This window comes from Roseomonas sp. TS2 (assembly GCF_058833935.1).
In genome coordinates this window covers 1-25086 of the sequence record NZ_JCACVY010000006.1, presented here as the reverse complement: position 1 = coordinate 25086, position 25086 = coordinate 1, and the positions used below count along the sequence as shown (strand labels likewise).

22 protein-coding genes are annotated in these 25086 nt (G+C 72.8%); 5 read left to right on the top strand and 17 right to left on the bottom strand.

Features of this window, described 5'->3' with window-relative positions; genetic code table 11:
- The first annotated feature begins 28 nt into the window (after positions 1-28).
- The gene (gene cysK / locus ACZJYS_RS02510; RefSeq protein ID WP_493175570.1) at positions 29-943 is read left to right on the top strand and encodes a cysteine synthase A; all 915 of its coding nucleotides are present in this window, start codon (positions 29-31) and stop codon (positions 941-943) included.
- Positions 944-1099: 156 nt separating this feature from the next.
- Here the strand turns inward: cysK and ACZJYS_RS02505 are convergent, their stop codons facing one another.
- The 8 genes from ACZJYS_RS02505 to ACZJYS_RS02470 form a co-directional block, all read right to left on the bottom strand.
- The gene (locus ACZJYS_RS02505; protein ID WP_219929775.1) at positions 1100-1840 is read right to left on the bottom strand and encodes an SDR family NAD(P)-dependent oxidoreductase; all 741 of its coding nucleotides are present in this window, start codon (positions 1838-1840) and stop codon (positions 1100-1102) included.
- 82 nt (positions 1841-1922) lie between these two features.
- The gene (locus tag ACZJYS_RS02500; protein ID WP_493175568.1) at positions 1923-2867 is read right to left on the bottom strand and encodes an SMP-30/gluconolactonase/LRE family protein; all 945 of its coding nucleotides are present in this window, start codon (positions 2865-2867) and stop codon (positions 1923-1925) included.
- 2 nt (positions 2868-2869) lie between these two features.
- Complete coding sequence (locus ACZJYS_RS02495) at positions 2870-4399, bottom strand: tripartite tricarboxylate transporter permease (RefSeq protein WP_493175566.1); 1530 nt, start codon at positions 4397-4399, stop codon at positions 2870-2872.
- A gap of 36 nt (positions 4400-4435) precedes the next feature.
- On the bottom strand, positions 4436-4939 hold the full coding sequence (locus tag ACZJYS_RS02490; protein ID WP_493175564.1) for a tripartite tricarboxylate transporter TctB family protein: 504 nt from the start codon (positions 4937-4939) through the stop codon (positions 4436-4438).
- A 59-nt stretch (positions 4940-4998) separates the two neighbouring features.
- Positions 4999-5970, bottom strand: a complete 972-nt coding sequence (locus ACZJYS_RS02485; protein ID WP_493175562.1) for a Bug family tripartite tricarboxylate transporter substrate binding protein — start codon at positions 5968-5970, stop codon at positions 4999-5001.
- A 115-nt stretch (positions 5971-6085) separates the two neighbouring features.
- Entirely contained in the window at positions 6086-6739 is a 654-nt protein-coding gene (locus tag ACZJYS_RS02480; protein ID WP_493175561.1) for a 2-dehydro-3-deoxy-6-phosphogalactonate aldolase, read from the bottom strand.
- Positions 6736-7740, bottom strand: coding sequence for a 2-dehydro-3-deoxygalactonokinase (locus tag ACZJYS_RS02475; protein ID WP_493175560.1), 1005 nt, complete (start codon positions 7738-7740; stop codon positions 6736-6738). Before ACZJYS_RS02475 ends, ACZJYS_RS02480 begins: the two co-directional genes overlap by 4 nt.
- Positions 7740-8558 carry an IclR family transcriptional regulator gene (locus ACZJYS_RS02470; RefSeq protein WP_456316931.1) on the bottom strand — a complete coding sequence of 273 codons (819 nt, stop codon included), beginning with the start codon at positions 8556-8558 and terminating at the stop codon, positions 7740-7742. The genes ACZJYS_RS02475 and ACZJYS_RS02470 overlap by 1 nt, the downstream gene beginning before the upstream one ends.
- Positions 8559-8842: 284 nt before the next feature.
- On the opposite strand from ACZJYS_RS02470, the gene ACZJYS_RS02465 reads away from it, so the two are divergent.
- From ACZJYS_RS02465 to ACZJYS_RS02455, 3 genes are all read left to right on the top strand, one after another.
- Complete coding sequence (locus ACZJYS_RS02465; protein ID WP_493175558.1) at positions 8843-9619, top strand: SDR family NAD(P)-dependent oxidoreductase; 777 nt, start codon at positions 8843-8845, stop codon at positions 9617-9619.
- 169 nt (positions 9620-9788) lie between these two features.
- Positions 9789-11243, top strand: a complete 1455-nt coding sequence (hydA, locus tag ACZJYS_RS02460; RefSeq protein ID WP_493175556.1) for a dihydropyrimidinase — start codon at positions 9789-9791, stop codon at positions 11241-11243.
- Between the two features lie 287 nt (positions 11244-11530).
- Positions 11531-14179, top strand: coding sequence for an HWE histidine kinase domain-containing protein (locus tag ACZJYS_RS02455; protein ID WP_493175554.1), 2649 nt, complete (start codon positions 11531-11533; stop codon positions 14177-14179).
- A 6-nt stretch (positions 14180-14185) separates the two neighbouring features.
- Here ACZJYS_RS02455 and zwf read toward each other — a convergent pair whose 3' ends face one another.
- The 9 genes from zwf to ACZJYS_RS02410 all read right to left on the bottom strand — a co-directional run bounded on the left by zwf (position 14186) and on the right by ACZJYS_RS02410 (position 24659).
- On the bottom strand, positions 14186-15664 hold the full coding sequence (gene zwf, locus ACZJYS_RS02450) for a glucose-6-phosphate dehydrogenase (protein WP_109518129.1): 1479 nt from the start codon (positions 15662-15664) through the stop codon (positions 14186-14188).
- Between the two features lie 101 nt (positions 15665-15765).
- On the bottom strand, positions 15766-17331 hold the full coding sequence (locus ACZJYS_RS02445; protein WP_493175552.1) for a GMC family oxidoreductase: 1566 nt from the start codon (positions 17329-17331) through the stop codon (positions 15766-15768).
- A gap of 129 nt (positions 17332-17460) precedes the next feature.
- Positions 17461-18876 carry a GntP family permease gene (locus ACZJYS_RS02440; protein ID WP_493175550.1) on the bottom strand — a complete coding sequence of 472 codons (1416 nt, stop codon included), beginning with the start codon at positions 18874-18876 and terminating at the stop codon, positions 17461-17463.
- Between the two features lie 113 nt (positions 18877-18989).
- Positions 18990-19949: a D-erythronate dehydrogenase gene (gene denD, locus ACZJYS_RS02435; protein WP_493175548.1), complete on the bottom strand. Its 960-nt coding sequence runs from the start codon at positions 19947-19949 to the stop codon at positions 18990-18992.
- A gap of 48 nt (positions 19950-19997) precedes the next feature.
- Entirely contained in the window at positions 19998-20759 is a 762-nt protein-coding gene (locus ACZJYS_RS02430; protein WP_379649498.1) for a DeoR family transcriptional regulator, read from the bottom strand.
- Positions 20760-20772: 13 nt separating this feature from the next.
- Positions 20773-22038, bottom strand: coding sequence for a 3-oxo-tetronate kinase (gene otnK / locus ACZJYS_RS02425; RefSeq protein ID WP_493175546.1), 1266 nt, complete (start codon positions 22036-22038; stop codon positions 20773-20775).
- A gap of 2 nt (positions 22039-22040) precedes the next feature.
- Positions 22041-22955, bottom strand: a complete 915-nt coding sequence (gene ltnD / locus ACZJYS_RS02420; protein ID WP_379636441.1) for an L-threonate dehydrogenase — start codon at positions 22953-22955, stop codon at positions 22041-22043.
- Between the two features lie 121 nt (positions 22956-23076).
- Entirely contained in the window at positions 23077-23817 is a 741-nt protein-coding gene (locus tag ACZJYS_RS02415; RefSeq protein WP_493175543.1) for a sigma-70 family RNA polymerase sigma factor, read from the bottom strand.
- Positions 23818-23966: 149 nt separating this feature from the next.
- Positions 23967-24659: a fumarylacetoacetate hydrolase family protein gene (locus tag ACZJYS_RS02410; protein ID WP_493175541.1), complete on the bottom strand. Its 693-nt coding sequence runs from the start codon at positions 24657-24659 to the stop codon at positions 23967-23969.
- 129 nt (positions 24660-24788) lie between these two features.
- Here ACZJYS_RS02410 and ACZJYS_RS02405 point away from each other — a divergent pair.
- Positions 24789-25086 (top strand): GntR family transcriptional regulator (locus ACZJYS_RS02405; protein ID WP_493175539.1); only part of this gene is annotated, 298 nt, incomplete at its 3' end.

Below are 25086 nucleotides of genomic sequence, written 5' to 3'. Positions count from 1 at the left end.
GCGCCAGAACCAAGAGGATGACGCGCTCATGAAAGCCGCCAGCGTACTCGAGACCATCGGCCGGACGCCGCATATCCGCCTGGGCCGCCTCTTCCCCGAGGCCGAGGTCTGGGTGAAGTCCGAACGCAGCAACCCCGGCGGCTCGGTGAAGGACCGCATCGCGCTGGCCATGGTGGAGGCGGCGGAGGCCGATGGCCGCCTCGCCTCCGGCGGCACCATCATCGAGCCGACCTCCGGCAACACCGGCATCGGCCTGGCCATGGTGGCGGCGGTGAAGGGCTACCGGCTGGTGCTGGTGATGCCGGATTCCATGTCGGTCGAGCGGCGCCGGCTGATGCAGGCCTATGGCGCCGAGTTCGTGCTGACCCCGCGCGAGCAGGGCATGAAGGGCGCCATCGCCCGCGCCCAGGCGCTGCAGGCCGAGACCCCCGGCGCCTGGATCCCGCAGCAATTCGAGAACCCGGCCAATATCGAGGTGCATGTCCGCACCACCGCGCAGGAGATCCTGGCCGACTTCCCCGAGGGGCTGGACGCGCTGATCACCGGCGTCGGCACGGGCGGGCACCTCACCGGCTGCGCGCGGGTGCTGAAGGCGGCCTGGCCGCAGCTCAAGGTCTTCGCGGTGGAGCCGGCGCAGTCGCCGGTCATCTCGGGCGGCGCGCCGGCGCCGCACCCGATCCAGGGCATCGGCGCCGGCTTCGTGCCCGCCAACCTGGACACCGCCGCGCTGGACGGCGTCATCCAGGTGGAGGCGGAAGCGGCGCGCGAGCAGGCGCGGCGCTCGGCCCGGCTGGAGGGGCTGCTGGTCGGCATCTCCTCCGGCGCCACGCTGGCCGCCATCGCCGCCAAGCTGCCGGAGCTGCCGCAGGGCGCCCGCGTACTCGGCTTCAACTACGACACGGGCGAGCGCTACCTCTCGGTGCCGGACTTCCTGCCGGGCTGAGCGCGGCGCGGCGGCCAGTGCCTGGACGTGCCAGGCTCAGACGGGCCGGGCTCAGACGGGCCGGGCTCAGACGGGCCGGGCTCAGACGGGCCGGGCTCAGACGGGCCGGGCTCAGACGGGCCGGGCTCAGACGGGCCGGGCTCAGACGGGCCGGGCTCAGACGTGCTGGCCGCCATTGATGTGGATCTCCGCCCCGTTCACGTAGGAGGAGGCGGGGGAGCAGAGGAAGAGGATGGTGTTGGCCACCTCCTCCGCGCTGCCCAGGCGGCGCATCGGGATCTGCCGCTCGACGATCTCCTCCGTGCCGGGGGAGAGGATGGCGGTGTCGATCTCGCCGGGGGCGATGGCGTTGACCCGCACGCCATGCGCGCCGAACTCGAAGGCCAGCTCCCGCGTCAGCGCCGCCAGCGCCGCCTTCGAGCAGGCATAGGCCGCGCCCGCGAAGGGATGCACGCGCGAGCCGACGATGGAGGTGACGTTCACCACGCTGCCATGCGCCGCGCTCAGCTCCCGGAACAGGCCGCGCGCCAGCAGGGCGGTGGAGATCAGGTTGACGTTGAACACCGTCATCCAGGTGGCGTAGTCGGTGTCCAGCGCGCCGAGGCGGCTGCCGCCCGCGCCCTTGGGCGAGATGCCGGCGTTGTTGACCAGCGCGTGCAGCTCGCCCTGCGGCAGGCGCTCCCGCACCTCCTCCACCAGCCGCTCCACCGCGGCGGGGTCGGACAGGTCGGCCTGGATGTGGCTCTCCCGCGCTTCCGGCCAGCGGCACTCCTCCGAGAAGGGCTGGCGGGAGACGGTGAGGATGCGCCACCCCTCCGCCTGGAAGCGCTTCACCGTGGCATGGCCGATGCCCCGGCTGGCCCCGGTGAGCAACATGATCTTGCGGCGGCTGGACATCGGGCGGCTTCCCCTGGCGGATGCGGTGCCGCAAGCTCTCCGCCCTTCCGCGGCGGGAGGCAAGCCCCCCGCCGCCCGCGCCTCAGCCGGCGAAGCGCGGCTCGGGGATGGCGCGCACGCCGGGCAGGCGGAACAGTGCCACGCGGCCGCCCTCCGGGTCCGTCTCCAGATCGGCGCCGCCGCGGCTGAGCGAGGTGACGAGCATGGTCTGCCCGTCCGCCCCGCCCAGCGCGCACATGGCGGGCTTCTTCATCGGCACGCGGACGATGCGGTCCAGAACGCCGTCCGGCGTGAAGCGCTTGATGCAGCCCTCGTCCAGCGCGCAGCTCCAGTAGCCACCCTCGGCATCGACCGTGGCGCCGTCCGGCCGCCCGATCATGCCGCGCATGTCGACGAAGACGCGGCGGTTGGAGAGGGCGCCCGTCTCCGTGTCGTAGTCGAGGGCCCAGACCATGCGCTCCGTCGGGTGGGTGCCGGAGGCGTAGAAGGTGCGGCCATCCGGACTGAAGGCGGAGCCATTGGGCACGATCAGCCCGCCCAGCCCGGCCTCCTCCAGCCCGCCCTCGCTGGTGAGGCGGTACCAGCGGCCGGAGGGATCGGCGAGCGAGATATCGCCCACCATGGTGGAGGCGAGGAAGCGGCCCTGCCGGTCGCAGCGCCCGTCGTTGAAGCGCATCCCCTCGCGCGGGTGGGCGACGCTGGCGAGGCGGGTCATCACCGCCTCCTCCGCACCCTCCGCCTCCGGCAGCTCCACCGCGAAGAGGCCGCTCTGGCAGGCGCAGACCAGGGAGGGGTTGGGGCCGGGCTGCGCGCCATCCGGCCGCAAGGCCAGGCAGCCCACCACCTCGGCCAGGCGCCAGCTGCGCAGCGCGCCGCTCTCCGGGTCCAGCCGGTAGAGGATGCGGTTGGGGATGTCGGTCCAGTACCAGCGGCCGCGCGCGGCGTCCCAGACGGGGCTCTCGCCCGTGCCGTTGCGGAGGCCCGGCAGCAGCGCCTCGGGGCCGATTTCCAGGATATCGACGGTCATGCTCATTCCTTGCCTGCGGCGGTGGCCGGCAGCGCCTCCGGCGTGCCGCCCGGCCCGCCGCCCTTGCGGCGGCGGAGCAGCGGCAGCAGCAGCGTCACCGCCGCCAGCGCCAGCAGCGCCACGGTGATCGGCCGCGTCCAGAGGAAGTCGTAGCTGCCATTGGAGAGGGAGAGGGCGCGGCGGAAGCTGGCCTCGGCCATCGGCCCCATGATCAGCGCCAGCACCACCGGCGAGGCGGGGAAGCCCCAGCGCTGCATGAAGTAGCCGACGACGCCCGCCGCCAGCATGATGCCGATGTCGAAGACGCTGTTGTTGATGGCATAGGCGCCGACGACGCAGAGCAGCAGCACCAGCGGCATCAGCACCGAGCGCGGCATCATCAGCACGCGGCCGATGAAGCGCAGCGAGCCGAGGCCGAGCGCCAGCAGCACCAGGTAGCAGAACAGCATGCCGGCCAGCAGGGTGAAGACCAGCTCGGCATGGTCGGTGAAGAGCAGCGGGCCGGGCTGCAGCCCCTGCACCACCAGTGCGCCCATCATCACGGCGGTGACGGCGTCGCCCGGGATGCCGAGCGTCATCATCGTCATCAGCGCGCCGCCGGTGCAGGCGTTGCCGCCCGCCTCGCAGGCGGAGATGGCGGCGATCTCGCCCTTGCCGAAATTCTCCGGCGTGCGGCTGAAGCGGCGCGCCTCATTGTAGCTGACATAGGCCGCGATGTCGGCGCCGGCGCCAGGGATCGCGCCGATGAAGGCGCCAAGGCCGGTCGAGCGCAGCAGCGTGCCGGTCAGGCCGCGCAGCTGCGCCCAGCTCGGCAGCAGCCGGCCGATCTGCGCCATGGCGCGGGCGCGCAGCTCGCCCTCCTCCATCGACTTGAACACCTCGGCCGCGGCGAAGAGGCCGATCATCACCGGGATGAAGGGGACGGTGAACAGCTCCGTATAGCCGGCGGTGAAGCGCGGGAAGCCGCCCATCGGATCCAGCCCGATGCTGGCCACCAGCAGCCCGGCGAAGCCCGCGATCAGCCCCTTCACCAGGGATTCGCCCGAGATGCTGGCGATGATGGAGAGGCCGAACACGGCGAGCGCGAAGGTCTCCGCCGCGCTGAACTTCAGCGCGAAGCCGGCCAGGATGGGGGCCAGGAAAATCAGGATCAGCACGCTGAGCGTGCCGCCGATGAAGGAGGAGATGGTGGCGACGCCGAGCGCCAGCCCCGCCTGCCCCTTCTGCGCCAGGGCGTAGCCGTCGATCGCCGTGGCCGCCGCCGCCGGGGTGCCGGGGATGCGCAGCAGGATGGCGGGGATGGAGCCGCCATAGATGCCGCCGAAGAACACGCCCGAGATCATCAGCAGGCCGGAGACCGGGTCCATGCTGAAGGTGAAGGGCAGCAGGATGGCGACGCCCATCGTCGCCGTCAGCCCCGGCAGGGCGCCGATGACGATGCCGGCCGCCACGCCGAAGATGGAGAGCAGGATGGCCGTCGGGTGGGTGGCGAGGGTCTGCACGCCCCCCCACAGCAGGTGCAGGTTGTCCATGGACAGAGGGTTCCCGGGCGGTGCGTGGGGGTGCCGCTATTCGAACAGGCTGCCGGGCGGCAGCGGGACGTTCAGGCCGTAGTCGAACAGGATGTAGATGGCGGCGGTGATGGCCAGGGCCAGCACCGGGTTCCACACCAGGCTGCGCTGGCCCATCAGCGCCATCAGCCCGGCCAGCAACACGAAGGCCGTGGGGAAGTAGCCGACCGTGCCGATTGCCAGCAGCGCGCCCAGCATCAGCAGCATGCCGAGGGCGACGCGGCCGTAATGCCGCCGCTCCGGCGCGGTCGCCTCGGCCACCGGCTGCCGCAGCGTCTGCGCCAGCAGGATGCCGAGCAGCCCCAGCAGCCCCGTGGCGTAGAGGATGGGGAAGCGCGCGGGGCCGACGTCGTTGGGATCGGGCGAGGCGGGGAAGCCCAGCGCGGTGACGATCACGCCGACGGCCACGGCGCCCACCAGCGCCACGATGACGAGATGCGCCAGCCGGTCGGCCCGGCTCTGGACGGCGGCGCCGTCCTGCGGGGCGGTTTGGTTGCTCATGGGAAACCCTCCTGGGAACGCCGCCCGCGCCGGCAGGGCCGGCGCGGGCGGCGCCGCCTTCAGCGCGCGAGGCCGATGCGGGTCATCAGGGCCTTGAAGGTGGCGTCCTCCGCCTTGACCTGCTCGGCGAATTGCGGGCCGTCGAGATAGGCCCAGGTGAGGTTCAGCTTCTTCAGCGTGTCGCGGAAGGCCTGCTCCTCGGCGGTGCGGCGCGCCACCTGGCGCAGCGTCTCCACCACCTCCGCCGGCGTGCGCTTCGGCACGAAGATGCCGCGCCAGGTGCCGATGGCGAGGTCCGTGCCGCTCTCGCGGAAGGTCGGCACGTCCGGGAAGGCCTCCAGCCGCTGCTCGGCCATCACGCCGAGGATGCGCATCTGGCCTGCCTGCACCTGCGCCGAGACCTCCGCCGGGCTGACCGCGACAGCCTCGATATGGCCGCCGAGCAGCGCCGTTACCGCCGGGGCCGCGCCCTCATAGGGGATGTTGTTGAAGCGGAGGCCGAGCTTGTCGGCCAGCGCCTCGGTGGCCAGGTGCCAGATGGCGCCGGTGCCGGAATTGCCGACGCGGATCTTGCCCGGGTTGGCCTTGGCGTGTTCCAGATAGTCGCCCAGGGTCTTCCAGGGGGCGTCGGCCTTCACCGTCACCGCGCTGGGCTCGGCGTTCAGCCGGGCGACGGGCAGGAAGTCGTCGGCCGAGAAGCGGACCAGCCCCATATGCGGCAGCATCGCCAGCTCGACGGTGCCGAGGCCGATCTTGTAGCCATCCGGCCGCGCCGCCATGATTTCCGACAGGCCCACCGCGCCGCCGCCGCCGGTGCGGTTCACCACGCCGATGCCGCGCTCCAGATGCGCCTTGGCGGCATCGGCGAAGGCGCGCGCCACGAGGTCGGTGCCGCCGCCGGGGGCGAAGGGCACGATCAGCTCGACCGGGCGGCGCGGGTAGCCCTGGGCCAGGGCGGGGCCGGCCGGCAGGATGGCGGCGGCGCCGAGGCCGGCCAGCAGCTTGAGCTTGGAGCGGTGGGTCAGTTCCATGGAAATCATCTCCCGGAAGCGGTGGGGCCCTCGTGGAAAGCGAGGGCGAAGGAGGGGAAGCCCGGCCGGCCCGCAGGTCTTGGGCCTGCTGCCGTCATGCCGGCCGGGCGGGGTCTCAGGGCGTGGCGGCTTCCTGCCGCCAGGCCGCGGTGAAGGCGCGGGCGCGCTCCGCCACCTCGGCCGCCGCCATGCCGGGCGCGTAGAGCGCCGAGCCGAGGCCGAAGCCGGCGGCGCCGGCGGCCAGGAAGGGCCGCATGGTGGTGGGGGTGATGCCCCCCACCGGCAGCAGCCGCGTGCCGCGCGGCAGCACGGCGCGCATCGCCTTCAGCACCGGCGGCCCCACCAGCTCGGCGGGGAACAGCTTCAGCGCGGCCGCGCCGGCGGCGAGCGCCGCGAAGGCCTCGGTCGGCGTCGCGATGCCGGGGGTGCAGAGCAGCCCGGCCCGCGCCGCCGCGCCGATCACCGCCGTGTCGGCATGCGGCATCACGACCAGCTCGGCGCCGAGGGCGGCGAGGCGCTCCACCTCCTCCACCCGTGTCACCGTGCCGGCGCCCACCAGCGCGTCCGGCGGCAGCAGGCGGCGCACCCGCGCGATGCTGTCGAACGGCTCGGGCGAGTTCAGCGGCACCTCGATCAGGCGGAAGCCGGCCTCGTAGAGCGCCGTGGCCACCGCCTCGCTCTCCTCCGGCCGCAGGCCGCGCAGGATGGCGATGAGGGGCAGGCTGGCCAGCGCCGCGTCGAAGCGGGGGGCATGAGAAGATTCGGTCATGGCGCGGCCTCCTCGGCCGTGTTGGCGGCGGGCGCGGGCCGGACCAGCCCGGCGGCGATGGCGAACTGGAACAGCCCGGCCGGCGCGGTGTTGCCGAGCAGCAGGGCGGGCGGCGCGCCGAGGCTCTCCAGCACGGCGGCGTAGCGGCGGCAGAGCGTGCCCTCGCCGATCAGCGCCAGCGGCAGCCCCGCCTCGGCCGCGCCGGTATGGGCGAGGCCGGAGACGACCTCGTGCCCGATCAGCAGGCCGGAGAGGAAATCGGCCAGGGCGGCGGGGGGCAGGCGCTTCGTCAGGCCGAGGGTGCGGGTGGCGAAGAGCTGGTGCGCCAGGTCGCCCGGCCCGCTCTCCCGCGCCATGCGCAGGCCGAGGGCGAAGGCTTCCTCCGCCGCCGCCGGCTCCGCCGCCTCGCCCTCCGGCATCAGCCGGCCGAGCAGGGAGTGGCGGCACAGCACGGCGAACAGCTCGCCCGTCATGTATGTGGCGAAGCCGGTGATGCGGCCAGCCTCCAGCGACACCCATTTGGAATGGGTGCCGGGCATCAGGAAGCGCGCCCGCGCCGCCAGCGCCGGATGCGCCTGCAGCGCGCCGGCCACCTGGATCTCCTCGCCGCGGATGACGTCCGGCGCGCTGTCTGCCGGGGCGCTGAGCACGCCGGGGGCGATCAGGATGCGGGCGCCGGGGGCTTCCACCTCCACCGCCGCGCGGGCCAGGCCGGAGAGGTCGGCGGGGCATTCGGCATAGGGTGCCTCGCGCCAGCCCTGGGCGCTGCCCACCATGCCGCCGGCCACCACCGGCAGGCCCGGCCAGCGCGCCAGCCAGGCGCCGCACTGCGCGGCGAACACGTCCGCGAAGCCCTCCGCGCCGGGGCGCGGCAGGTTGGTGATGCCCTCGGCGCTGCCGCGCTGGTCCAGCACCGTGGCGCCCTGGCCCATCAGGAAGGCGCGGAAGCTCGACGTGCCCCAGTCGAGCGCGATCAGGACGGGATCGACGGTTGGCGGCATCAGCGGCTCCAGCCCAGCTCGCGGGAAATGTCGTCGGCGGCGGCGCGCACCAGCGGCGCGATCTCCTCCAGCCGCTCCTCCGGCATGAAGGGGATGGCGCTGGCGACGCTGATGGCGGCGCTGACACGCCCGCCCACCTCGCGCACCGGCGCGCCGGCGCAGCGGATGCCCACCTCGTTCTCCTCCAGGTCGAACACCACGTCGCGCGCCAGATAGGCGCGCATCCGCTCCTCGTAGAGCGGCCAGGGGGTCGGCGCGGGGCGCTCGGGGTGGCGCGCGTTCAGCGCGATGGCGGCGTCGTAGAGCGCGCGCCAGCGCTGCGGCGGCACGCCCAGCATCAGCGCCTTGCCGATGCCCGTGGTGGCCAGCGGCATGCGCTGCCCGACGCGCGAGCGCATCTCGAAGCCACGCGTGCTGGTGATCTTGACGAGGTAGACGACCTCCGCGCCGTCCGCCACGCCGAGATGCACCGTGTCTCCGGTCTGCCGCGCCAGCGCCTCGCAATGCGGCTGGGCCAGCGCCACCAGCGGCCGCTGCTCCAGCGCCCGGTTGCCGAGATGGATCGGCATCGGGCCCAGCAGGTAGCCCTTGTGCGGCAGGTGGTGCAGGTACTTCGCCGTCACCAGGCTGTTGAGGATGCGGTGCGTCGTGCTGCGCGGCGTGCCCAGCGCGGCGGCGATGCCCTGCACGTCGCAGATGCCGCCGGCGACGCATTCCAGCACCTTCAGCCCGCGCAGCAGGGTCTGCGTGCCGGCGGCCTGGGGCCGCCCGGCCTCGCTCTCCATCCTCGTGCCGTCCACCGGTTCAGCCATTGCCATGACGCCGGCTGCTTAGGCGCAGTGGGATTGTTGTGTCAAATAGATGATACATGTTCCAAATAGTGGGAGTTTATCTCCCATCCTCCCTGATTCCGCAGCCCGCCGGGGTGGCTGGGCCGCGGCTTGCGCTTGACGGCCCTCTGGCCGGCCGCCTAGCTATACCTCATATAATTTACTCTATTACCACTATTTGAGAGTTTAGGCGAGGGAAATGGGCCCGCCCGCCCCGCCGCACCACCCGATGCCCGCCGTTCCGCGCCGGGCCGCAGCGCATGGAGAGCAGCATGTTCCACGACCTGAAGGGCCGCCGCGTCCTGATCACCGGCTCCACCCAGGGCATCGGCCTGGCGGCGGCCGAGGCCTTCGTGCGCGCCGGCGCCAAGGTCGGGCTGAACGGCCGCAAGGTGCCGGCCGACCTCGAGGCCACGCTGGCGCGGCTGAACGCGCTGGAGGGCGAGGCCGCCTTCTTCCAGGGCGATGCCGCCGATGAGGGCGCGGCGCAGTCGATGGTGGAGGCGTTCGCCGCCCGCTTCGGCGGCATCGACGTGCTGGTGAACAATGCCGGCGGGCTGGTCGGCCGCAAGCCACTGGCCCAGATCGACCGCGCCTTTTACGAGACGGTGATGGACGTGAACGCCTATTCGGCCCTCGCCGTGACGCGCGCCGCCCTGCCCCACCTGAAGGCCGCGGCGGCGCAGAGCGGGCAGACCAGCGCCGTCATCCTCGTCGGCTCGATCGCGGCCGATGCCGGCGGCGGCCCCGGCGCCAGCCTCTACGGCGCGGCCAAGGCCTTCCTGCACAACATCCAGAAGAACTGGGTGAACTTCCACACCGCCGACGGCATCCGCTTCAACACCGTCTCGCCCGGCACCTTCGACACCGCCTTCCACGCCGACAAGACGGCGGAGGTGAAGGCGAACATCTCGAAGGGCATCCCGATGGGGCGCTTCGGCCGGCCGGAGGAATGCGCGCCGGCCTTCCTGTTCCTCGCCTCGCACGCCTGCAGCGGCTACATCACCGGCCAGGTGCTGAACGTGAATGGCGGGCAGTTCATGCCCTGAGGCCACCCATGCCCTGAGGCCCTGCGGGGGGGGGGGCGCGGCCTTGCGCCCCTGCCCCGCCACCCGCAGGCTGCCGCGTGGGCCGGCATGCGGGTTGCCGCGCCGGCCCTGGAGTCACCGCGGCCGCCAGGGGGCGGCCCCGGGACGCGAACCCTGGGGGAGGCCAAGCATGCCCGAATTCGATCTCGTCATCCGCAACGGCACCGTGGCGACGGCGAGCGACGTGTTCCAGGCCGATATCGGCGTGCGCGGCGGCCAGGTGGCGGCCCTGGCGCGCGGCCTCGGCCCCGGCGCGCGGGAGATCGAGGCGGGCGGCAGGCTGGTGCTGCCGGGCGGGGTGGACACCCACACCCATATCGAGGAACCGCGCAGCCCGCCCACCGCCAGCGCCGACAGCTTCGCCAGCGCCAGCGCCTCGGCCGCGGCGGGCGGCACCACCACCGTCATCTGCTTCGCACGCCAGAGCGCCGCCAGGTCCGCCACGGACGCGGTGGCCGAGCACATGGCGCGCGCCCGGCGCAGCCGCATCGACTACGCCTTCCACATCATCCTGACCGACCCGACGCCGGAGGTGCTGGAGCGGCAGCTCCCCGCCCTGGTCGAGGCCGGGCACCGCAGCCTGAAGATCTTCCTCACCTATGAGGGTGCGCGCATCACCGACGCGCAGGCGCTGCGCGTGCTGGCGGCGGGGCGCCGGCTCGGCGCGCTGGTCTGCGTGCATGCCGAGCACCACGAGATGATCGCCTTCTACACCGAGGCGCTGCTCGCCGCCGGGCTGACCCTGCCGAAGCACCATGCCTGGGCCAAGCCGATGGTGGTGGAGCGCGAATGCGTCCACCGCGTCTGCGCCATGGCCGAGGCGCTGGACACGCCGGTGCAGATCTTCCACGTCAGCGGCGCCGAGAGCGCGGCCGAGATCGAGCGCGCCCAGACGCGCGGGCTGAAGGTGTGGGCCGAGACCTGCCCGCAATACCTCGTCCTCACCGCCGACGACCTCGACCGCCCCGGCCTCGAGGGCGCCAAGTTCCTGTGCAGCCCGGCACCGCGCACGGCGGCCGACCAGGAGGCGCTGTGGGAGGCGCTGCGGCGCGGCGTGCTCTCCAACGTCACCTCCGACCACGCGCCGACCCGCTATGCCGGGCCGGACGGCAAGACGGCCTTCGGCGAGGACGCCCCCTTCACTCGGATTCCGAACGGCCTGCCGGGCCTTGCCGCGCGCATGCCGCTGCTGTTCAGCGAGGGGGTGTCGAAGGGGCGCATCGACCTGCAGACCTTCGTGGCCATCACCGCCACCAACCCGGCGCGGCTGTTCGGCCTGGACCCGCGCAAGGGCAGCATCGCGGTCGGCGCCGATGCCGACATCGCCATCTGGGACCCCACCCGCAAGGTGACGCTGACCAACGCGCTGATGCTGCACGACAATGACCACACCCCCTATGAGGGGATGGAGGTGACCGGCTGGCCCGAGGTGACGCTGGTGCGCGGCGTGCCGGTGGTGGAGGGCGGCGCGCTGGTCGGTGCCGAGGGGCACGGGCAGTTCCTGCCGCGCGGGCCCTACGCCATGATCGCCCCGCGCGGCGTCTTCCCGACGCCGTTCAACCCCGTCGATCGCACCCTGCTCTGAGCGGTGCGGAGCGCCCCCCGGGGCGCCTTCCGTGGAAAGTCCGCCCTGAACTTGTGTCCTGCGCCAGTATCGTGACGGAACAGCCCCGTTCCCAGCGCGAAAGGGGCAATGCGAATATGGATTACAGGTGAAATCCTCCCGGAAAGTTCAGCAAAAAAATAATACTTCGTACATTTTGATGACTATGAATTCATTGCCCCCCCAACGTTTCCTTTGTCATCCTCCGATGGAGGAACAGGGTGCATCAGCGCCCGCATGGCGCATGGTGCATCGGGGGCGGGCTCATCGTGAATGAACAGAAGGGGGGCGGCCCGAACGGTGTCGCGGCGCCGCATCCCGGATATCGCGCCACCCTTCTGGGCCTGCGGCTGCATCTGGTGCTCATGTGCCTGGCCCTTCTGCTGCCGGCCCTCCTGGCAGGAGGGCTGACGGCCTGGCAACTCGGCGCCGCCTACCGGCAGGCCTCGGAGACGGGGCTGCGCGGCACCGCCCGCGCCACGGCCGCCGCCATCGACCAGCAGCTCACCACCGCCATCACCGCCGCGGTCACCCTGGCCGGCTCGCTGGACCGCTCGCCGGGCGGCCCTGCCGCCCTCTCCGGCTTCTACGCCCAGGCCCGTGCCGTGGGCGAGGCCTTCGGCGGCTGGGTGGTGCTGGCGCAGGCCGATGGCAGCCAGCTGCTCAACACCCTGCATCCGCTGGGCCAGCCCCTGCCACGGGCGCGCGGCCTGCCCTGGATCACCCGCGCGCTGGAGACCGGCGAGGCGGTGCTCAGCGACCGCCTGTTCACCGGCGGCACGGTGCAGCGGCCGATCCTGGCGGCTTTCGTACCGCTGCGGGAGGATGCCGGCCCCCGCACCGTGCTGATCCTGGCCTTCGAGCCGGCGCGGCTGGCCACGCTGCTGGGGCAGATCCGCGAGGGGCAGATCGCCGGGCTGATCGAGGTGGAGAGCGGGCGCATCGTGGCGCGCTCCGTCGCGCATGAGAGCCAGGTCGGCCAGGTGGCGCCGCGCTGGGTGGCGGAGGCCCTGGCCAGGGAAGAGGGAGGGGTCACGGCCGGGCCCTCGATCGAGGGGGCGGGCATCGTCCTCGCCTTCCAGCGGCTCGAGGGCGTGCCCTGGGCAGCCGCCGTCACCATGCCGCGCCAGGCCTACGACATGGCGTGGCAGAGCCCGCTGCTGAATCTGGCGCTGGGCGGCCTGGCGCTGCTGCTGGCTGCGATGCTGCTGGCCGCATGGCGGGCGCGCCGCTTCCTGGCGCCGCTGGACGCGCTGACCGCCGAGGCCGAGGCGGTGGCCGCCGGCCGCCCTGTCCCCGCCGCCTCCTCCCCCTTCACCGTCGCCGAGTTCGAGACGCTGCGCCAGGCCATGGGCCAGGCCACCACGGCGATGCGGGCGCGCGCCATGGCGGAGGGGCGCGCCGCCGCCGCGCTGGAGATGATGGCCGCGCTGCGCACCGAGCGCGACCGGGCGCGGCTCTACTTCGACGCGGCCGGCACCATGCTGCTGGTGCTGAGCCCGGAAGGCGCCGTGCAGGGCATTAACCGCCATGGGCTGGAGATCCTGGGCCTGGCGGAGGAGGCGGAGGTGCTGGGCCAGGACTGGTTCGCCGGCTTTGTCGCGGCCCGCTGGCAGGCGCGTGCCCGCGCCGCCTTCCGGGCCATCAACGAGGGGGCCGAGGACGCGCCGGAGCCCGACCTGCTGCCGGTGCTGCGGCCCGATGGCGAGGAGCGCCTGGTCGCCTGGCGCAGCACGGCGCTGCGCGATCCGGAGGGGAACTTCCTGGCCCTGCTCGCCTCGGGCGAGGACATCACGGAGCGCCGCGCCAGCGAGGAGCGGCAGGTGCTGCTGATGCAGGAGGTGGACCACCGCGCCAAGAACGCGCTGGCCCTGGTGCAGTCCATCATCCGCCTGACGCGGGCGGACCATCCGGCGGATTTCGCCGATGCGGTGGAGGGCCGTGTCGGCGCGCTGGCGCGGGCCTATACCCTGCTGGCGCGCGAACGCTGGGCCGGCAGCGACCTGCGCGAGCTGGCCGAGGCGGAGCTGGCCGCCTATGCGGCGGGCGGGCGGGTGGCCCTCTCCGGGCCCGTGGTGCGGCTGGCGCCGGAGGTGGTGCAGCCGATGTCGATGGTGCTCTACGAGCTGGCCTCCAACGCGGCGCGGCATGGCGCGCTCTCCACGCCGCAGGGGCGCGTGACGCTCTCCTGGGAGCGTGCCGCGGGGGGGGCGCTGCGGCTGGAATGGACCGAGCTGGGCGGCCCGGCGCTTGTCGCCGGCCAGCCTACGCGGCGCGGCTTCGGCTCGCGCATGATCAAGGTGGCGGTGTCCGGGCAGCTGGGCGGCAGCCTGGCCTTCGACTGGCGCCCCACCGGGCTGGCCTGCGTGCTGACCGTGGCGCCGGACCGCGTCTCGATCCGCCAGGCGCGCGCCCCCCTCCCGCCCTCGTCTCCTCCCGCACCGGTGGAGGAGGCCGCCTCCCTGGTCACGGTGCTGCATGGCCGCCGCGTGCTGCTGGCCGAGGACGAGGCGCTGGTGGGGCTGGAGCTGGCCGAGACGCTGACGGCGCTGGGCTGCGTGGTGTCCGGCCCGGCCGCCAGCCTGTCCGAGGCGATGCAGCTGGCCGAGCAGGCGCCGCTCGACCTCGCGGTGCTGGACGTCAACCTGCGTGGCCAGGCCGCCTTCCCGGTGGCCGACCTGCTGGTGCGGCGCGGCGTGCCGGTGCTGTTCGTCACCGGCTACGGGGAGATGCCGGGCGGCTGGGCGGCGGGCGACGGCCAGGGGCGCACCGCGCTGCTGCGCAAGCCGCTGGCCTCCGGCGCGCTGGGCGGGGCGCTGCGGCGCCTGCTGGACAGCACAGCGCCCCGCCCCCCCGTCGCGCCCGAGCCGTTGCGCGGCGCCCCGCCGCCCTCGCGCCTGCTGCGCGGCTGCGGCTGAGCCGCCTTACTCCAGGCTCTCGTACCAGGTGCGGCCGTCGCGCTCGATCATGGCGATGGCGGCGCTCGGCCCCCAGCTGCCGGCGGCGTAGGGGCGCGGCGCCTCGGGGCGGTCCTCCCAGCCTTGCAGGATCGGCTCCACCCACTGCCAGGCGGTCTCCACCTCGTCGCGCCGCATGAACAGGGTGGCGTTGCCGCGCACCACATCCATCAGCAGCCGCTCATAGGCGTCCGGGTAGCGCTGGCCGAAGGTCTTCTCGAAGCTGATGTCGAGGCCGGTGGGGCGCAGGTGCAGCCCGCCCGGCCCCGGCTCCTTGGTCATCATCTCGAGGCGCATCCCCTCCTCCGGCTGCAGCCGGATCAGCAGGCGGTTGGGCTGCATCCCCGCCGCCTCGCGCGGGAAGATGCTGAAGGGCGGCGTGCGGAACTCCAGCACGATCTCGGACATCTTGCGCGGCATGCGCTTGCCGGTGCGGAGGTAGAAGGGCACCCCCGCCCAGCGCCAGGAATTCACCTGCGCCTTCAGCGCGACGAAGGATTCCGTCAGGCTCGGCGCCTCCAGCCCCAGATCGGTGCGGTAGCCCGGCACGGGCTGCCCGGCGATGGCGCCCGCCGTGTACTGCCCGCGCACGCTGAACAGATGCGCCTCGTGCGGGGCGATGGGGCGCAGCGCGCGCAGCACCTTCACCTTCTCGTCGCGCACCGCGTCGGCGTCGAGGGAGATGGGGCTCTCCATCGCCAGCAGGCAGAGAAGCTGGAGGATGTGGTTCTGCACCATGTCGCGCAGCGCGCCGGCGCGGTCGTAGTAGCCGCCGCGGCCGCCGACGCCCACCTCCTCGGCCACCGTGATCTGCACGTGGTCGATCATGTCGGCGTGCCAGAGCCGCTCGAAGATCGGGTTGGCGAAGCGCAGCGCCAGCAGGTTCTGCACCGTCTCCTTGCCGAGATAGTGGTCGATGCGGAAGATCTGCGCCTCGGGCAGCACCTGGCCCACGGCCTGGTTGATCTCGCGCGCCGTCGCCAGGTCGCGCCCGATGGGCTTCTCCAGCACCACGCGGGACAGCGGCCCGAGCGCCCCGTGGCGGGCGAGGCGCTGGCAGATGGGCCCATACAGGTCAGGCGAGGTGGCGAGGTAGAAGGGGCGCACCTGCTCCGGCCGCTCCTCCAGCAGCGCGATCAGGGCGGGCCAGCCCTCCTCGCCCGCGCCATCCACCTGGCGGTAGTGCACCAGCCGCAGGAAATCCTGCAGCACCGCCGCGTCCAGGCTGGTGGCCGGCACGTGCAGGCGCAGCGCGTCCTCGGCCATGCGGCGGTAGGCTTCCTCGTCCATGGCGGTGCGGGCGGCGCCGATGATGCGGCTCGTCTCCGGAAACTGCCGGTCGCGGAAGCGGTGGTAGAGCGCCGGCAGCAGCTTGCGCATGGTCAGGTCGCCGGTCGCGCCGAAGACGACGCAGTCGAAGGAGGCGACGGGAAGGATACGGGCCATGCGGAACTCCAGCCGGTTTCGGGCGTCCGCCGGCAGGGCCGGCGGACGGGCAGTGTAGGGGAAGGCAGCCGGCGGCCACCACCGCGCCGCCGTTAAACCTTTCAGCCCATGCGCCGCGCCAGCGCCTCGCCGATCATGACGCAGGTGAAGTGCAGGTTGGCGCGGCAGTCAGTGGGCATGATCGAGGCATCCGCCACGCGCAGCCCCTCGGCGCCGCGCACGCGCAGCTCGGGGTCCACCACGCCGCGCGGGTCCTCATGCGCGGTCATGCGGCAGGTGCCGGCGGCGTGCTGGATATCGCCCGCCTCGCGCAGCATCAGCGCGTCCAGCGCGTCGTCGGGCAGGCCGGCGGCCTCGGCGAAGGGCAGGCCGCTCTCGCCGAATTCCGGCGCGGGGGCCAGGGCGGCCAGTGCCGGCTGGCGCAGCAGCGCGGCCAGGCGCCGCACGCCGTCGCGCAGGCGCAGCCGGTCGGCGGGGTGGGAGAGCATGTTCTCCTCCACCTCGGGCTGCGCCGACGGGTCGGGCGAGACGAGGCGCAGCGCGCCGCGCGAGAAGGCGTCGTAGAGCGCCACGGCCACCGCGCCGGCCGGCGCCGGCTCCGCCCCGGACAGGCCGCGATGGTTGTAGGCCACCATGATCATGTCCCGCTCGCCGCCGCCACCCAGGCCGCTGCTGTAGGTGAGGGCGCAGTTGGTGTGGCGCGCATCGGCGCCCCGCGCCGCGTGCTCCGGCGCGAGGGCGAAGCCGGCGCGCAGGATCGGGTGGTCCATCAGGTTCTGGCCGACCGAGGGCTGGTCGTGCAGCACCGGCAGGCCGAGCGCGCGCAGCGCTGCGGCGGGCCCGATGCCGGAGCGCATCAGGATGGCCGGGCTGTGGATGGCGCCGGCGCAGAGCACCACCTCGCGCGCCGCGATCTCCTGCCAGCTCCCCTCCCCCTCGAAACGCAGCCGCACGCCACGGGCGCGCCGGGCGTCGTCGAACAGCACGCGGTCCACCAGTGCGCCGCCGCGGATCGCTAGGTTGGGGCGGCCGCGCGCCGGCTCCAGATAGGCGTCGTTGGTGGTGACGCGCCGGCCGTCGCGGCTGTTGATCGGGTGGCAGGAGACGCCCTCGCCCTCCGGCGCGTTCTGGTCGGGCTTCCAGGGGTAGCCGGCGGCCAGCGCCGCATCCCGGAAGGCGTGGTCCACCGCGCCCCATTCGGCGGGCGGCGCGCGGTGCACCGGCAGCGGGCCGCCGGGGCGGCCCATCTCCGGGTCGTCCTCGATGGCGCCGAAGAGCGGCATCACCTCGGCGGCGGACCAGCCCTCACAGCCGGCCTCGGCCCAGGCGTCGAAGGCGGCGGGCACGCCGCGGATGGCGATCTGCGCGTTGACCGTGGAGGAACCGCCGAGGGCGCGGCCGCGCCAGTAGAAGCGCGGCGCCTGCGCGGCGGTGCGGCGCGCCATCAGCCCCGGCCATTGCCAGTCCGCCTGGTGCGCCGGGTCGTGCATGAAGGGGACGATGTTGGCGCTGCGCAGCGCGTGCGGCGCCTCGGCGGCCCGCCAGTCCCGCCCCGCCTCCAGCAGCAGCACCCGGCGGGCCGGGTTCTCGGAGAGCCGCGCCGCCAGCGGCGCGCCCGCCGAGCCGGCGCCGACGACGATGACATCATAGGGGGTGGTGTCTGTCATGCGGTGCGGCGTCCTCGCGCGGGGATGGGGTCGGGCCGCAGCGTAACAGCCGGGGCGGAAGCGGAAAGCCCATGAAAAAGGCGGGCGGGACCTTCGCCCCGCCCGCCCGCCGCCGCTCTCCGCCCCGCCTCAGCCGACGACGGCGTTGGCCACCAGCAGCGTGACCAGCGCCGTGGCCCAGCCCAGCGTGGTGGGCACCGACCAGGTGAGCAGCTGGTGCTTGGCGTTCTTCACGCCGAGGATGCGGTTGATCACCCAGAAGTAGCTGTCGTTGAAGTAGCCGAACACCATGGAGCCGATGCAGGCCGCCTGCGCCGCCAGCGCCAGGTTCACCCCCTCGATCTGCGCCAGGATCGGCGCCGAGATGGAGGCGGCGGTGATGATGGCCACCGTGCCGCTGCCCTGGATCAGCCGCACCAGCGTGGCGATGACGAAGGGGATCAGGATCGCCGGCAGCGGCAGCGTGGCCACCCATTCGCCGATGTACTGGCCGGTGCCGCTGTCGCGCAGCACGCCGCCCAGCGCGCCGCCGGCACCGGTGACGAGCATGATGATGCCGGCGCTCTCGACGCCCTTCTCCATCTCGCCCACCGCCTCGTCGCGCGTCATGTGGCCGGCCAGGCCATAGGCCGCGAGCGCCACGCCGATGCCGACCGCGATCACCGGATTGCCGATGAAGGCGCAGAGCTGCACCAGGGTGGACTGCGCCATCGCCGCATCGCCGCTCGCCTTGGCGATGCCGGTGACGACGGTGTTGACGAAGATCAGCAGGATCGGCACCAGGATCGGCAGCACCGAGCGGGTCAGGGAGGGCAGCTCGCTCTCGCGCTTCGCCGCCGCCTCCTTGAACTGGCCGAAGGCCGCCGCCGCGTTGCCGCCCAGGGGCTCGCCCGTGTCGCGCAGGATCATCGCCTCGATGCGCGGGCCCATGGCGCGGGCGTACCAGATCAGCACGAAGGTGGCCGGCAGGGTCAGCACGATGCCCCACAGGATCATCATGCCGATGTCGACGCCGAAGATGCCGGCGGCGCCGAGCGGCCCCGGCGTCGGCGGCACGGCGTGGTGCGTCAACATCAGGCCGCCGGCCAGCGCGATGCCCATGGTCAGCACCGACTTGCCCGAGTTGCGCGCCAGGGCGCGGGCCAGCGGGTTGAGGATGACGAAGGCGCTGTCGCAGAAGATCGGGATGGAGACGATGTAGCCGGTGGCCATCATCGCCCATTCCTCCTTCTTCTCGCCGAGCCAGCGGACGAAGGTGATGGCCAGCCGCTCCGCCGCGCCCGTCACCTCCAGGATGCGGCCCATCATCACGCCGAAGCCGATGACGAGGCCGATGGTGGCGAGGGTTCCGCCGAAGCCCTTGGTGATGGAGTTGACCACGGCATCCGGCGCCATGCCGGCGGAAAGGCCGGCGATGGAGGCGGCGATGACCAGCGCCAGGATGGCGTGGATCTTGGTGCGGAGCACCAGGAAGATCAGCAGGGCGATGCCGAAGACAAGGCCGACGATCGCCGCCGGGCCGACTGTGCTAGCCGCACCGTTCATGGGGACTCTTCTCCGATAACGTTCTCGTCATTGGCGGCGGGCGACCCACGCCCGCCGCGCGTCCGTATCCTTGCGCGGGGGAAGGAGCCCGGCCCTTTCCCCCGCCCGGCCCTTCAGCCGATGAACTCGTCCTTGTACTGGCGCACCACCGCGTCGAAATCGGTGTCGCGGGTGAAGCCCAGCGCCAGCGGGCGCGCCACGTCGAAATCGCCCGGCCAGCTGCAGACGATGTCGATGATGCGCTGCTCCGGCTGCGCGGTGACGCGGGCGCGCGCCGCGGCGCCGCCGACGCGCTCCAGGCTCTCCAGCATCCCGGCCACGGTGACGCAGAGGCCCGGCAGGTTCAGCGTGCGCCGCCCCTCGAACTTCCCGCCCGGCACGGTGATGGCGTGGACGAGGTTGTCGATGACGGTGGCCGGCGAGGAGATCCACATGCGGGTCTCCGGCGGCACCGGGCAGTTGGAGGCCTCGCCGTTCAGCGGCTCGCGGATGATGCCGCTGGCGAAGGAGGAGGCCGCCGCGTTCGGCTTGCCCGGCCGCACCACGATGGTGGGCAGGCGGCAGACGCGGCCGTCGATGAAGCCCTTGCGGGAATAGTCGTTGACGAGCAGCTCGCCGATCGCCTTCTGCGCGCCGTAGGAGGATTGCGGCAGCAGCGCCAGATCCTCCGGCACCACCTCGGGCATCGGCCCGCCGAACACGGCGAGGGAGCTGGCGAAGACGAAGCGCGGCGCGGTGCCGAGGGCGCGGCAGGCCTCCAGCAGGGCGCGGGTGCCGTCGAGGTTCACGCTCATGCCGAGGTCGAAATCCGCCTCAGCCTGGCCGCTGACCACGGCGGCCATGTGATAGACGGCCACCGTGTCCGGCGTCACCGTGGCGCGGATGAAGGCGGGGTCCGAGACATTGCCGGTGACGGAGGTGACGCGCGGGTCCTCGACCGTGCAGGGCGCCAGGTCCACCGAGACGATGGCATCGAAGGCGGGCAGCCCCTCCACCTGGCCGGCGCGCGCCAGCAGCGCCTTGATCAGCCGCGTGCCCAGGAAGCCGGCACCGCCGGTGACGATGATCTTCATGCGTGTTGTCCTGTCAGGAGGTCCTGCGGGCGGCCGGCATGGCGCGGGCTACCCGGCGATGTGCAGGGTGATGCCGGCGCGCCGTATGGCGTCCCGGACGGTGTCGGGCAGGCCGGCATCGGTGACGATGGCCGAGAGCGCCTCCAGCGGAACCGCGTTGAAGGTGCCGAGCTTGCCGTATTTCGTGCTGTCGGTGACGAGCACGCTCTCATCCGCGCTCTGCACGATGGCGCGCTTCACCGCCACCTTGTTCTCGGATGGCGTGGAGACGCCGCGCATGCCGAAGGAGGAGGTGGAGATGAAGGCGATGTCGAAGTTGAAGCGCCGCACCGCCTCCGCCGCCGGGTCGCCGACGCAGGAGCGGTTCTCGCGCTCCACCTCGCCGCCGGTGTGGTAGAGGCGGCAGGCGGCGTTGCGCATCAGGTGCGAGGCGATGACGAAGTCGTTGGTGACGACCGAGATGTCGTCGCGCCCGGCCAGGGCATGGGCGATCTCCAGCGTCGTCGTGCCGGCATCCAGATAGACCACGGCGCCGGGGCGCACCATGGCAGCGGCGAGCCGCCCGATGGCCACCTTCTCCCCGTGCCGCAGCCGCGCCTTGGCCAGGTGCGAGGGCTCGGTGAGGATCTTCTCCGGCAGCTGCACGCCCCCCGCCACGGTGGTGACGCGCCCCGCCCGCTCCAGCTGCTGCAGGTCGCGCCGCACCGTCATGTGCGACACGCCCAGCAGCTCGGTCAGCTCGGCGATGCTGAGCACGCCGCGGCTTTCCAGCCGGGAGACGATCAGGTTCTGGCGCTCGGCGGGGATCATGCGCGGCGGTTTTTCAGGTGGCGGACGCCACCATCTCCTGCGCCTGGAAGAAGAAGCGCTCCTGGCCGAAATTGCCCGACTTCAGCGCCAGCGAGAGCGGCTTGCCCACCGCCCGCACCCAGGGCACGCCGGGCGCGATCTGCGGCCCGATGGCGAAGCCCCGGATGCCGAGCGACTGGGTGACGATGCCCGAGGTCTCGCCGCCCGCCACGATGAACAGGCCGAAGCCCGCCGCCTCCAGCAGCTTCGCCAGGGCGCCGAAGGTGTGCTCCACCGCCTCGCTGGCGCGGGCGGCGCCGAAGCGTTCCTGCACCGCCTTCAGTTCATCGGGCGGCATGGTGGCATAGACCAGCGGCGCCAGGCCCTCGCGCGGCTGCGCCTGCACCCAGGCGGCCAGCTCGGCGGCATAGCCTGCATCCTCCAGGCAGCGCGCGACATCGACGGCCAGCGACGGCGCCTCGGCGCGGTAGGCCGCCACCTGCGCGTTGGTCATCTGCGAGCAGGAGCCGGAGAGCAACACGGCGCGCCCGGCCACCGGGCGGCCGGCCTCGGCCGCCTGCGCCGCGTCGCCGCGCAGCTCCGTCCAGGCGCGGGCCATGCCGTCGGCGAGGCCGGAGCCGCCGGTGACGAGCTTCATCCCCGCCACGGCCTGGCCCATGGTGACGAGGTGGGCATCGTTCAGCGCGTCCAGCACGGCGTAGCGGACGCCCTCGGCCTTCAGCTTCGCCAGGGCGGCGCGCACCGCCTCGGGGCCCTGGTCCATCACCGTGCTCGGCACGTTGCCGGCGCGGCCCGCGGACTGCGCCTCCATCACGCGCATGATGTTGCTGTCCGTCATTGGCGTAACGGGGTGGTGGCGCATGCCGGATTCATGCAGCGGCACGCCGTTCACGAAGAGATAGCCGTTGTAGATGGTGCGGCCGTTCACCGGCAGCACCGGGCAGATCACCGTGAAATCCTCGCCCAGCGCGGCGAGCAGCGCATCCGTCACCGGGCCGATATTGCCCTTGGGCGTGCTGTCGAAGGTGGAGCAGTACTTGAAGAAGAATTGCGGGCAGCCGCGCGCCTGCAGCCAGCGCAGCGCGGCGAGGCTCTGCTCCACCGCCTGCTCCGGCGGGCAGGAGCGGGTCTTGAGGCTGATCACCACCGCATCGGCCTCCACCTGCAGCGCGTCGTCCGGCACGTCGTTGAGCTGGACGGTGCGCAGGCCGTTGGCCACCAGGAAGCCCGCGATGTCGGTGGAGCCGGTGAAGTCGTCGCCGATGACGCCGAGGCGCATGCTCACTTCTCCCCCTTCACGCCGGGAAGCTGGATGCCGGCGAAGGTCTTGATGACGGCCGCGTCGTCCTCCTTGCCGTAGCCGGCGTTGGAGGCGTTGGCGAACATGGTGTAGGCGGTGGTGGCGAGGGGCAGCGGGAAGTTCATCGCCAGCCCCGTCTTGGTGACGAGGCCGAGATCCTTGACGAAGATGTCCACCGCCGATTTGGCCGTGTAGTCGCCATCGACCACGTGCTTCATGCGGTTCTCGAACATCCAGCTGTTGCCGGCGGCGTTGGTCACCACCTCGTACATGGTGCCGAGCGGGATGCCGGCGCGGGCGGCCAGCGCCATCGCCTCCGCCCCCGCCGCGATGTGCACGCCGGCCAGCAGCTGGTGGATGATCTTCACCGTGGCGCCGAGGCCGATCTCCTCACCGATCTCGTAGACCTTGCCGGCCACCGCATCGAGCACCGGGCGCAGCCGGTCGAAGGCGGCGCGGGAGCCGGAGGCCATCACCGTCATCTGCCCCGCCGCCGCCTTGACGGCGCCGCCCGAGACCGGGGCATCGAGCGGCAGCAGGCCATGCGCCGTGAGGCCGGCGGCGATCTCCTTCGCGTCCTCGGCCGAGATGGTGGCGGAGACCATGACGCCCGTGCCCGGGCGCAGCTTCGCCGCCAGCCCGTCCTCGCCGAACAGCACGGCCTTGCACTGCGCGGCGTTCACCACCAGCAGCAGCACCGCGTCCAGCTTCTCCGCGAAGGGCAGGGCGCTGGTGCCGGCCTCGGCGGCGCCGGCCTCGCGCAGCGCGCTGGTGGCGGCCGGGTTCAGGTCCACCCCGTAGGTGTGCAGCCCCGCCGCGAGGCAGGAACGCGCCGCCCCCATCCCCATCGAGCCCAGCCCGACGACACAGACATGGTAGGCGTTGCTGGGCGGCATGGCGGAACCTCGCGGTGTTAAAACTTGTGCATGACCGGTACGGTGCCGCCCTCATAGTCACAGCGTTCCGGGCTGTAAATCGCTCCGCCACCAAATTTTCACAAATCCGAACACACTGCCGTCAGGGCGCCGTGCGTGGCGGCTCCGCCTCGATCAGCCGGTGCACATGGCCGACATGCCCGGCCATTGCCGCCGACGCGCCCTCGGCATCGCCCCCCACGATCGCCCCGACGATGCGGGCATGCTCGCCGAAGGAGGGATGGTCGGGCGGCGGACCGCCGGGGCGCAGGCGCTGCCGGTCCCAGGTCAGGGTGCGGCGGAGCGTGGCGAGTTGGTCGAACAGGTGCAGCAGCGCCAGGTTGCCGGCCGCGGCGGCGATCTCGCGGTGCAGCCGCGCATCCTGCCCCTCGAAGCCGCGCCAGGACTGGCCGGGCGCGCAGCCATCGCGCAGCGCGGCGCGCAGGGCGGCGTGCTGGCGCGGGGTGGCGTGGCGGGCACGGTCGATCGCGGCGTGGCTGGCGATGCTGTACAGCCAGGTGCCCACCTGGCCCCGCGCCGGGTCGAAGCGCGCGGCGTTGCGCCAGGCGCGCAGCAATGCCTCCTGCGCCACCTCCTCCGCCTCCGCCGCGCTGCCGGTGATGCGCAGCCCGATGCGGTAGAGCGCCGGCAGGTGGCGGGTGGCCAGCTGGTCGAAGGCCAGCCGGTCGCCCGCCGCCGCCCAGCCGAGCAGCGCCGCGTCCGCGGCCGCCGCGCGGTCGCGGGCCAGCGGCGGAACCACGCCTGCCTTGGGGGCCGCGTCGGGGGAGGACCGCTCGGTGATTGGGGCCTCCCAGCCGGCGATGGAGAGAAGGGCGTTCGGCATGGGTCTCGCGTCGTGTCCCCCCTGATACGGACGGGGCGGCGCGAACCCACGCGGGAGATAGGGAATTTTTTGCGGGCGGACAGACGAAAAGAGCCCGGGGGAGTGAATTCCCCCGGGCTCTTTCCCTTTTCCGGCCGCCGAGGCGCCGGTCAGACGGTCTGGTAGGTGACCTTGATCTCGCCCACGCCCTCGCAGACGCCGTGCAGCGCATCGCCCGGCTTCACGGCGCTGACGCCGGAGGGGGTGCCGGTCATCAGCAGGTCGCCCGGCAGCAGCTCCACGTAGCGGGAGAGGTAGGCGATCGATTCCGGCACCGACCAGATCATCTGGTTGAGGTCGCCGGTCTGCTGCACCTTGCCGTTCACCGTGACCTCGATCTTGCCCTTCGACGGGTGGCCGATGCGGGCGGCGGGCACGATCTCGCTGATCGGGCAGGACTGGTCGAAGCCCTTCGACAGCTCCCATGGGCGGGAGAGCTTCTTGGCCTCGGCCTGGATGTCGCGCCGCGTCATGTCGAGGCCGATGGCATAGCCATAGACATGGGAGAGGGCGTCTTCCACCGCGATGTCGCGGCCGCCCTTGCCGATGGCCACGACCATCTCGATCTCGTGATGCAGGTCCTTGGTCTGCACCGGGAAGGGCAGGGTGCCGCCGCCCGGCACCACGGCGCTCGCCGGCTTGGCGAAGAAGAAGGGCGGCTCGCGGTCCGGGTCATGGCCCATCTCGCGCGCATGGTCGGCGAAGTTGCGGCCGACGCACCAGATGCGGCGGACGGGGAACACGCCCTCCTCGCCCTGGACCGGCACCACGGCCTCCGGCGGCGGCTCGACGACGTAGCGCATGGGCGTAACCCTCCTCCTGGCGCGCCGCCCTTGCGGCGCGAAACCAATTCGCCGATTGGTTAGAAGGGTCGGGGCGGCGCGTCAACCGCCCTTGGTGCGGCCGGGCGCCGTGCCCTAAAGGCAGGGGCCATGCGGAACGAGCGTGACGAGAGCGGTGCGGCGGGGCAGGGCGGCGCGCCGGTGCTGACCCTGCTGCAGGCCTATCTGGCCAAGGCCAGCCTGCCGGCCAGCGGCCGCCTGCCGCCCGAGCGCGCCCTGGCGCAGGAGCTGGGCGTCTCCCGCGCCGAGCTGCGCCAGGCGCTGGCCGCGCTGGAGCGGGACGGGCAGCTCTGGCGGCATGTCGGCAAGGGCACCTTCCTGGGATCACGGCCGCTGGCCGCCATCGGCGGGGTGGCGGAACTGGCGGCGCGGAGCAGCCTGGAGGAGG

What these genes read in the sequence shown, in the direction of transcription:
- ACZJYS_RS02495 (WP_493175566.1), bottom strand. Translation starts at nt 4,399, where the DNA reads ATGGACAACCTGCACCTGCTGTGGGGGGGCGTGCAGACCCTCGCCACC.
- ACZJYS_RS02485 (WP_493175562.1), bottom strand. Translation starts at nt 5,970, where the DNA reads ATGGAACTGACCCACCGCTCCAAGCTCAAGCTGCTGGCCGGCCTCGGC.
- ACZJYS_RS02475 (WP_493175560.1), bottom strand. Translation starts at nt 7,740, where the DNA reads ATGCCGCCAACCGTCGATCCCGTCCTGATCGCGCTCGACTGGGGCACG.
- ACZJYS_RS02505 (WP_219929775.1), bottom strand. Translation starts at nt 1,840, where the DNA reads ATGTCCAGCCGCCGCAAGATCATGTTGCTCACCGGGGCCAGCCGGGGC.
- ACZJYS_RS02500 (WP_493175568.1), bottom strand. Translation starts at nt 2,867, where the DNA reads ATGACCGTCGATATCCTGGAAATCGGCCCCGAGGCGCTGCTGCCGGGC.
- ACZJYS_RS02410 (WP_493175541.1), bottom strand. Translation starts at nt 24,659, where the DNA reads ATGCGCTACGTCGTCGAGCCGCCGCCGGAGGCCGTGGTGCCGGTCCAG.
- ACZJYS_RS02470 (WP_456316931.1), bottom strand. Translation starts at nt 8,558, where the DNA reads ATGGCAATGGCTGAACCGGTGGACGGCACGAGGATGGAGAGCGAGGCC.
- otnK (WP_493175546.1), bottom strand. Translation starts at nt 22,038, where the DNA reads ATGCGCCTCGGCGTCATCGGCGACGACTTCACCGGCTCCACCGACATC.
- ACZJYS_RS02445 (WP_493175552.1), bottom strand. Translation starts at nt 17,331, where the DNA reads ATGACAGACACCACCCCCTATGATGTCATCGTCGTCGGCGCCGGCTCG.
- cysK (WP_493175570.1), top strand. Translation starts at nt 29, where the DNA reads ATGAAAGCCGCCAGCGTACTCGAGACCATCGGCCGGACGCCGCATATC.
- denD (WP_493175548.1), bottom strand. Translation starts at nt 19,949, where the DNA reads ATGAAGATCATCGTCACCGGCGGTGCCGGCTTCCTGGGCACGCGGCTG.
- ltnD (WP_379636441.1), bottom strand. Translation starts at nt 22,955, where the DNA reads ATGCCGCCCAGCAACGCCTACCATGTCTGTGTCGTCGGGCTGGGCTCG.
- ACZJYS_RS02465 (WP_493175558.1), top strand. Translation starts at nt 8,843, where the DNA reads ATGTTCCACGACCTGAAGGGCCGCCGCGTCCTGATCACCGGCTCCACC.
- ACZJYS_RS02490 (WP_493175564.1), bottom strand. Translation starts at nt 4,939, where the DNA reads ATGAGCAACCAAACCGCCCCGCAGGACGGCGCCGCCGTCCAGAGCCGG.
- ACZJYS_RS02430 (WP_379649498.1), bottom strand. Translation starts at nt 20,759, where the DNA reads ATGATCCCCGCCGAGCGCCAGAACCTGATCGTCTCCCGGCTGGAAAGC.
- hydA (WP_493175556.1), top strand. Translation starts at nt 9,789, where the DNA reads ATGCCCGAATTCGATCTCGTCATCCGCAACGGCACCGTGGCGACGGCG.
- ACZJYS_RS02415 (WP_493175543.1), bottom strand. Translation starts at nt 23,817, where the DNA reads ATGCCGAACGCCCTTCTCTCCATCGCCGGCTGGGAGGCCCCAATCACC.
- zwf (WP_109518129.1), bottom strand. Translation starts at nt 15,664, where the DNA reads ATGGCCCGTATCCTTCCCGTCGCCTCCTTCGACTGCGTCGTCTTCGGC.
- ACZJYS_RS02440 (WP_493175550.1), bottom strand. Translation starts at nt 18,876, where the DNA reads ATGAACGGTGCGGCTAGCACAGTCGGCCCGGCGGCGATCGTCGGCCTT.
- ACZJYS_RS02480 (WP_493175561.1), bottom strand. Translation starts at nt 6,739, where the DNA reads ATGACCGAATCTTCTCATGCCCCCCGCTTCGACGCGGCGCTGGCCAGC.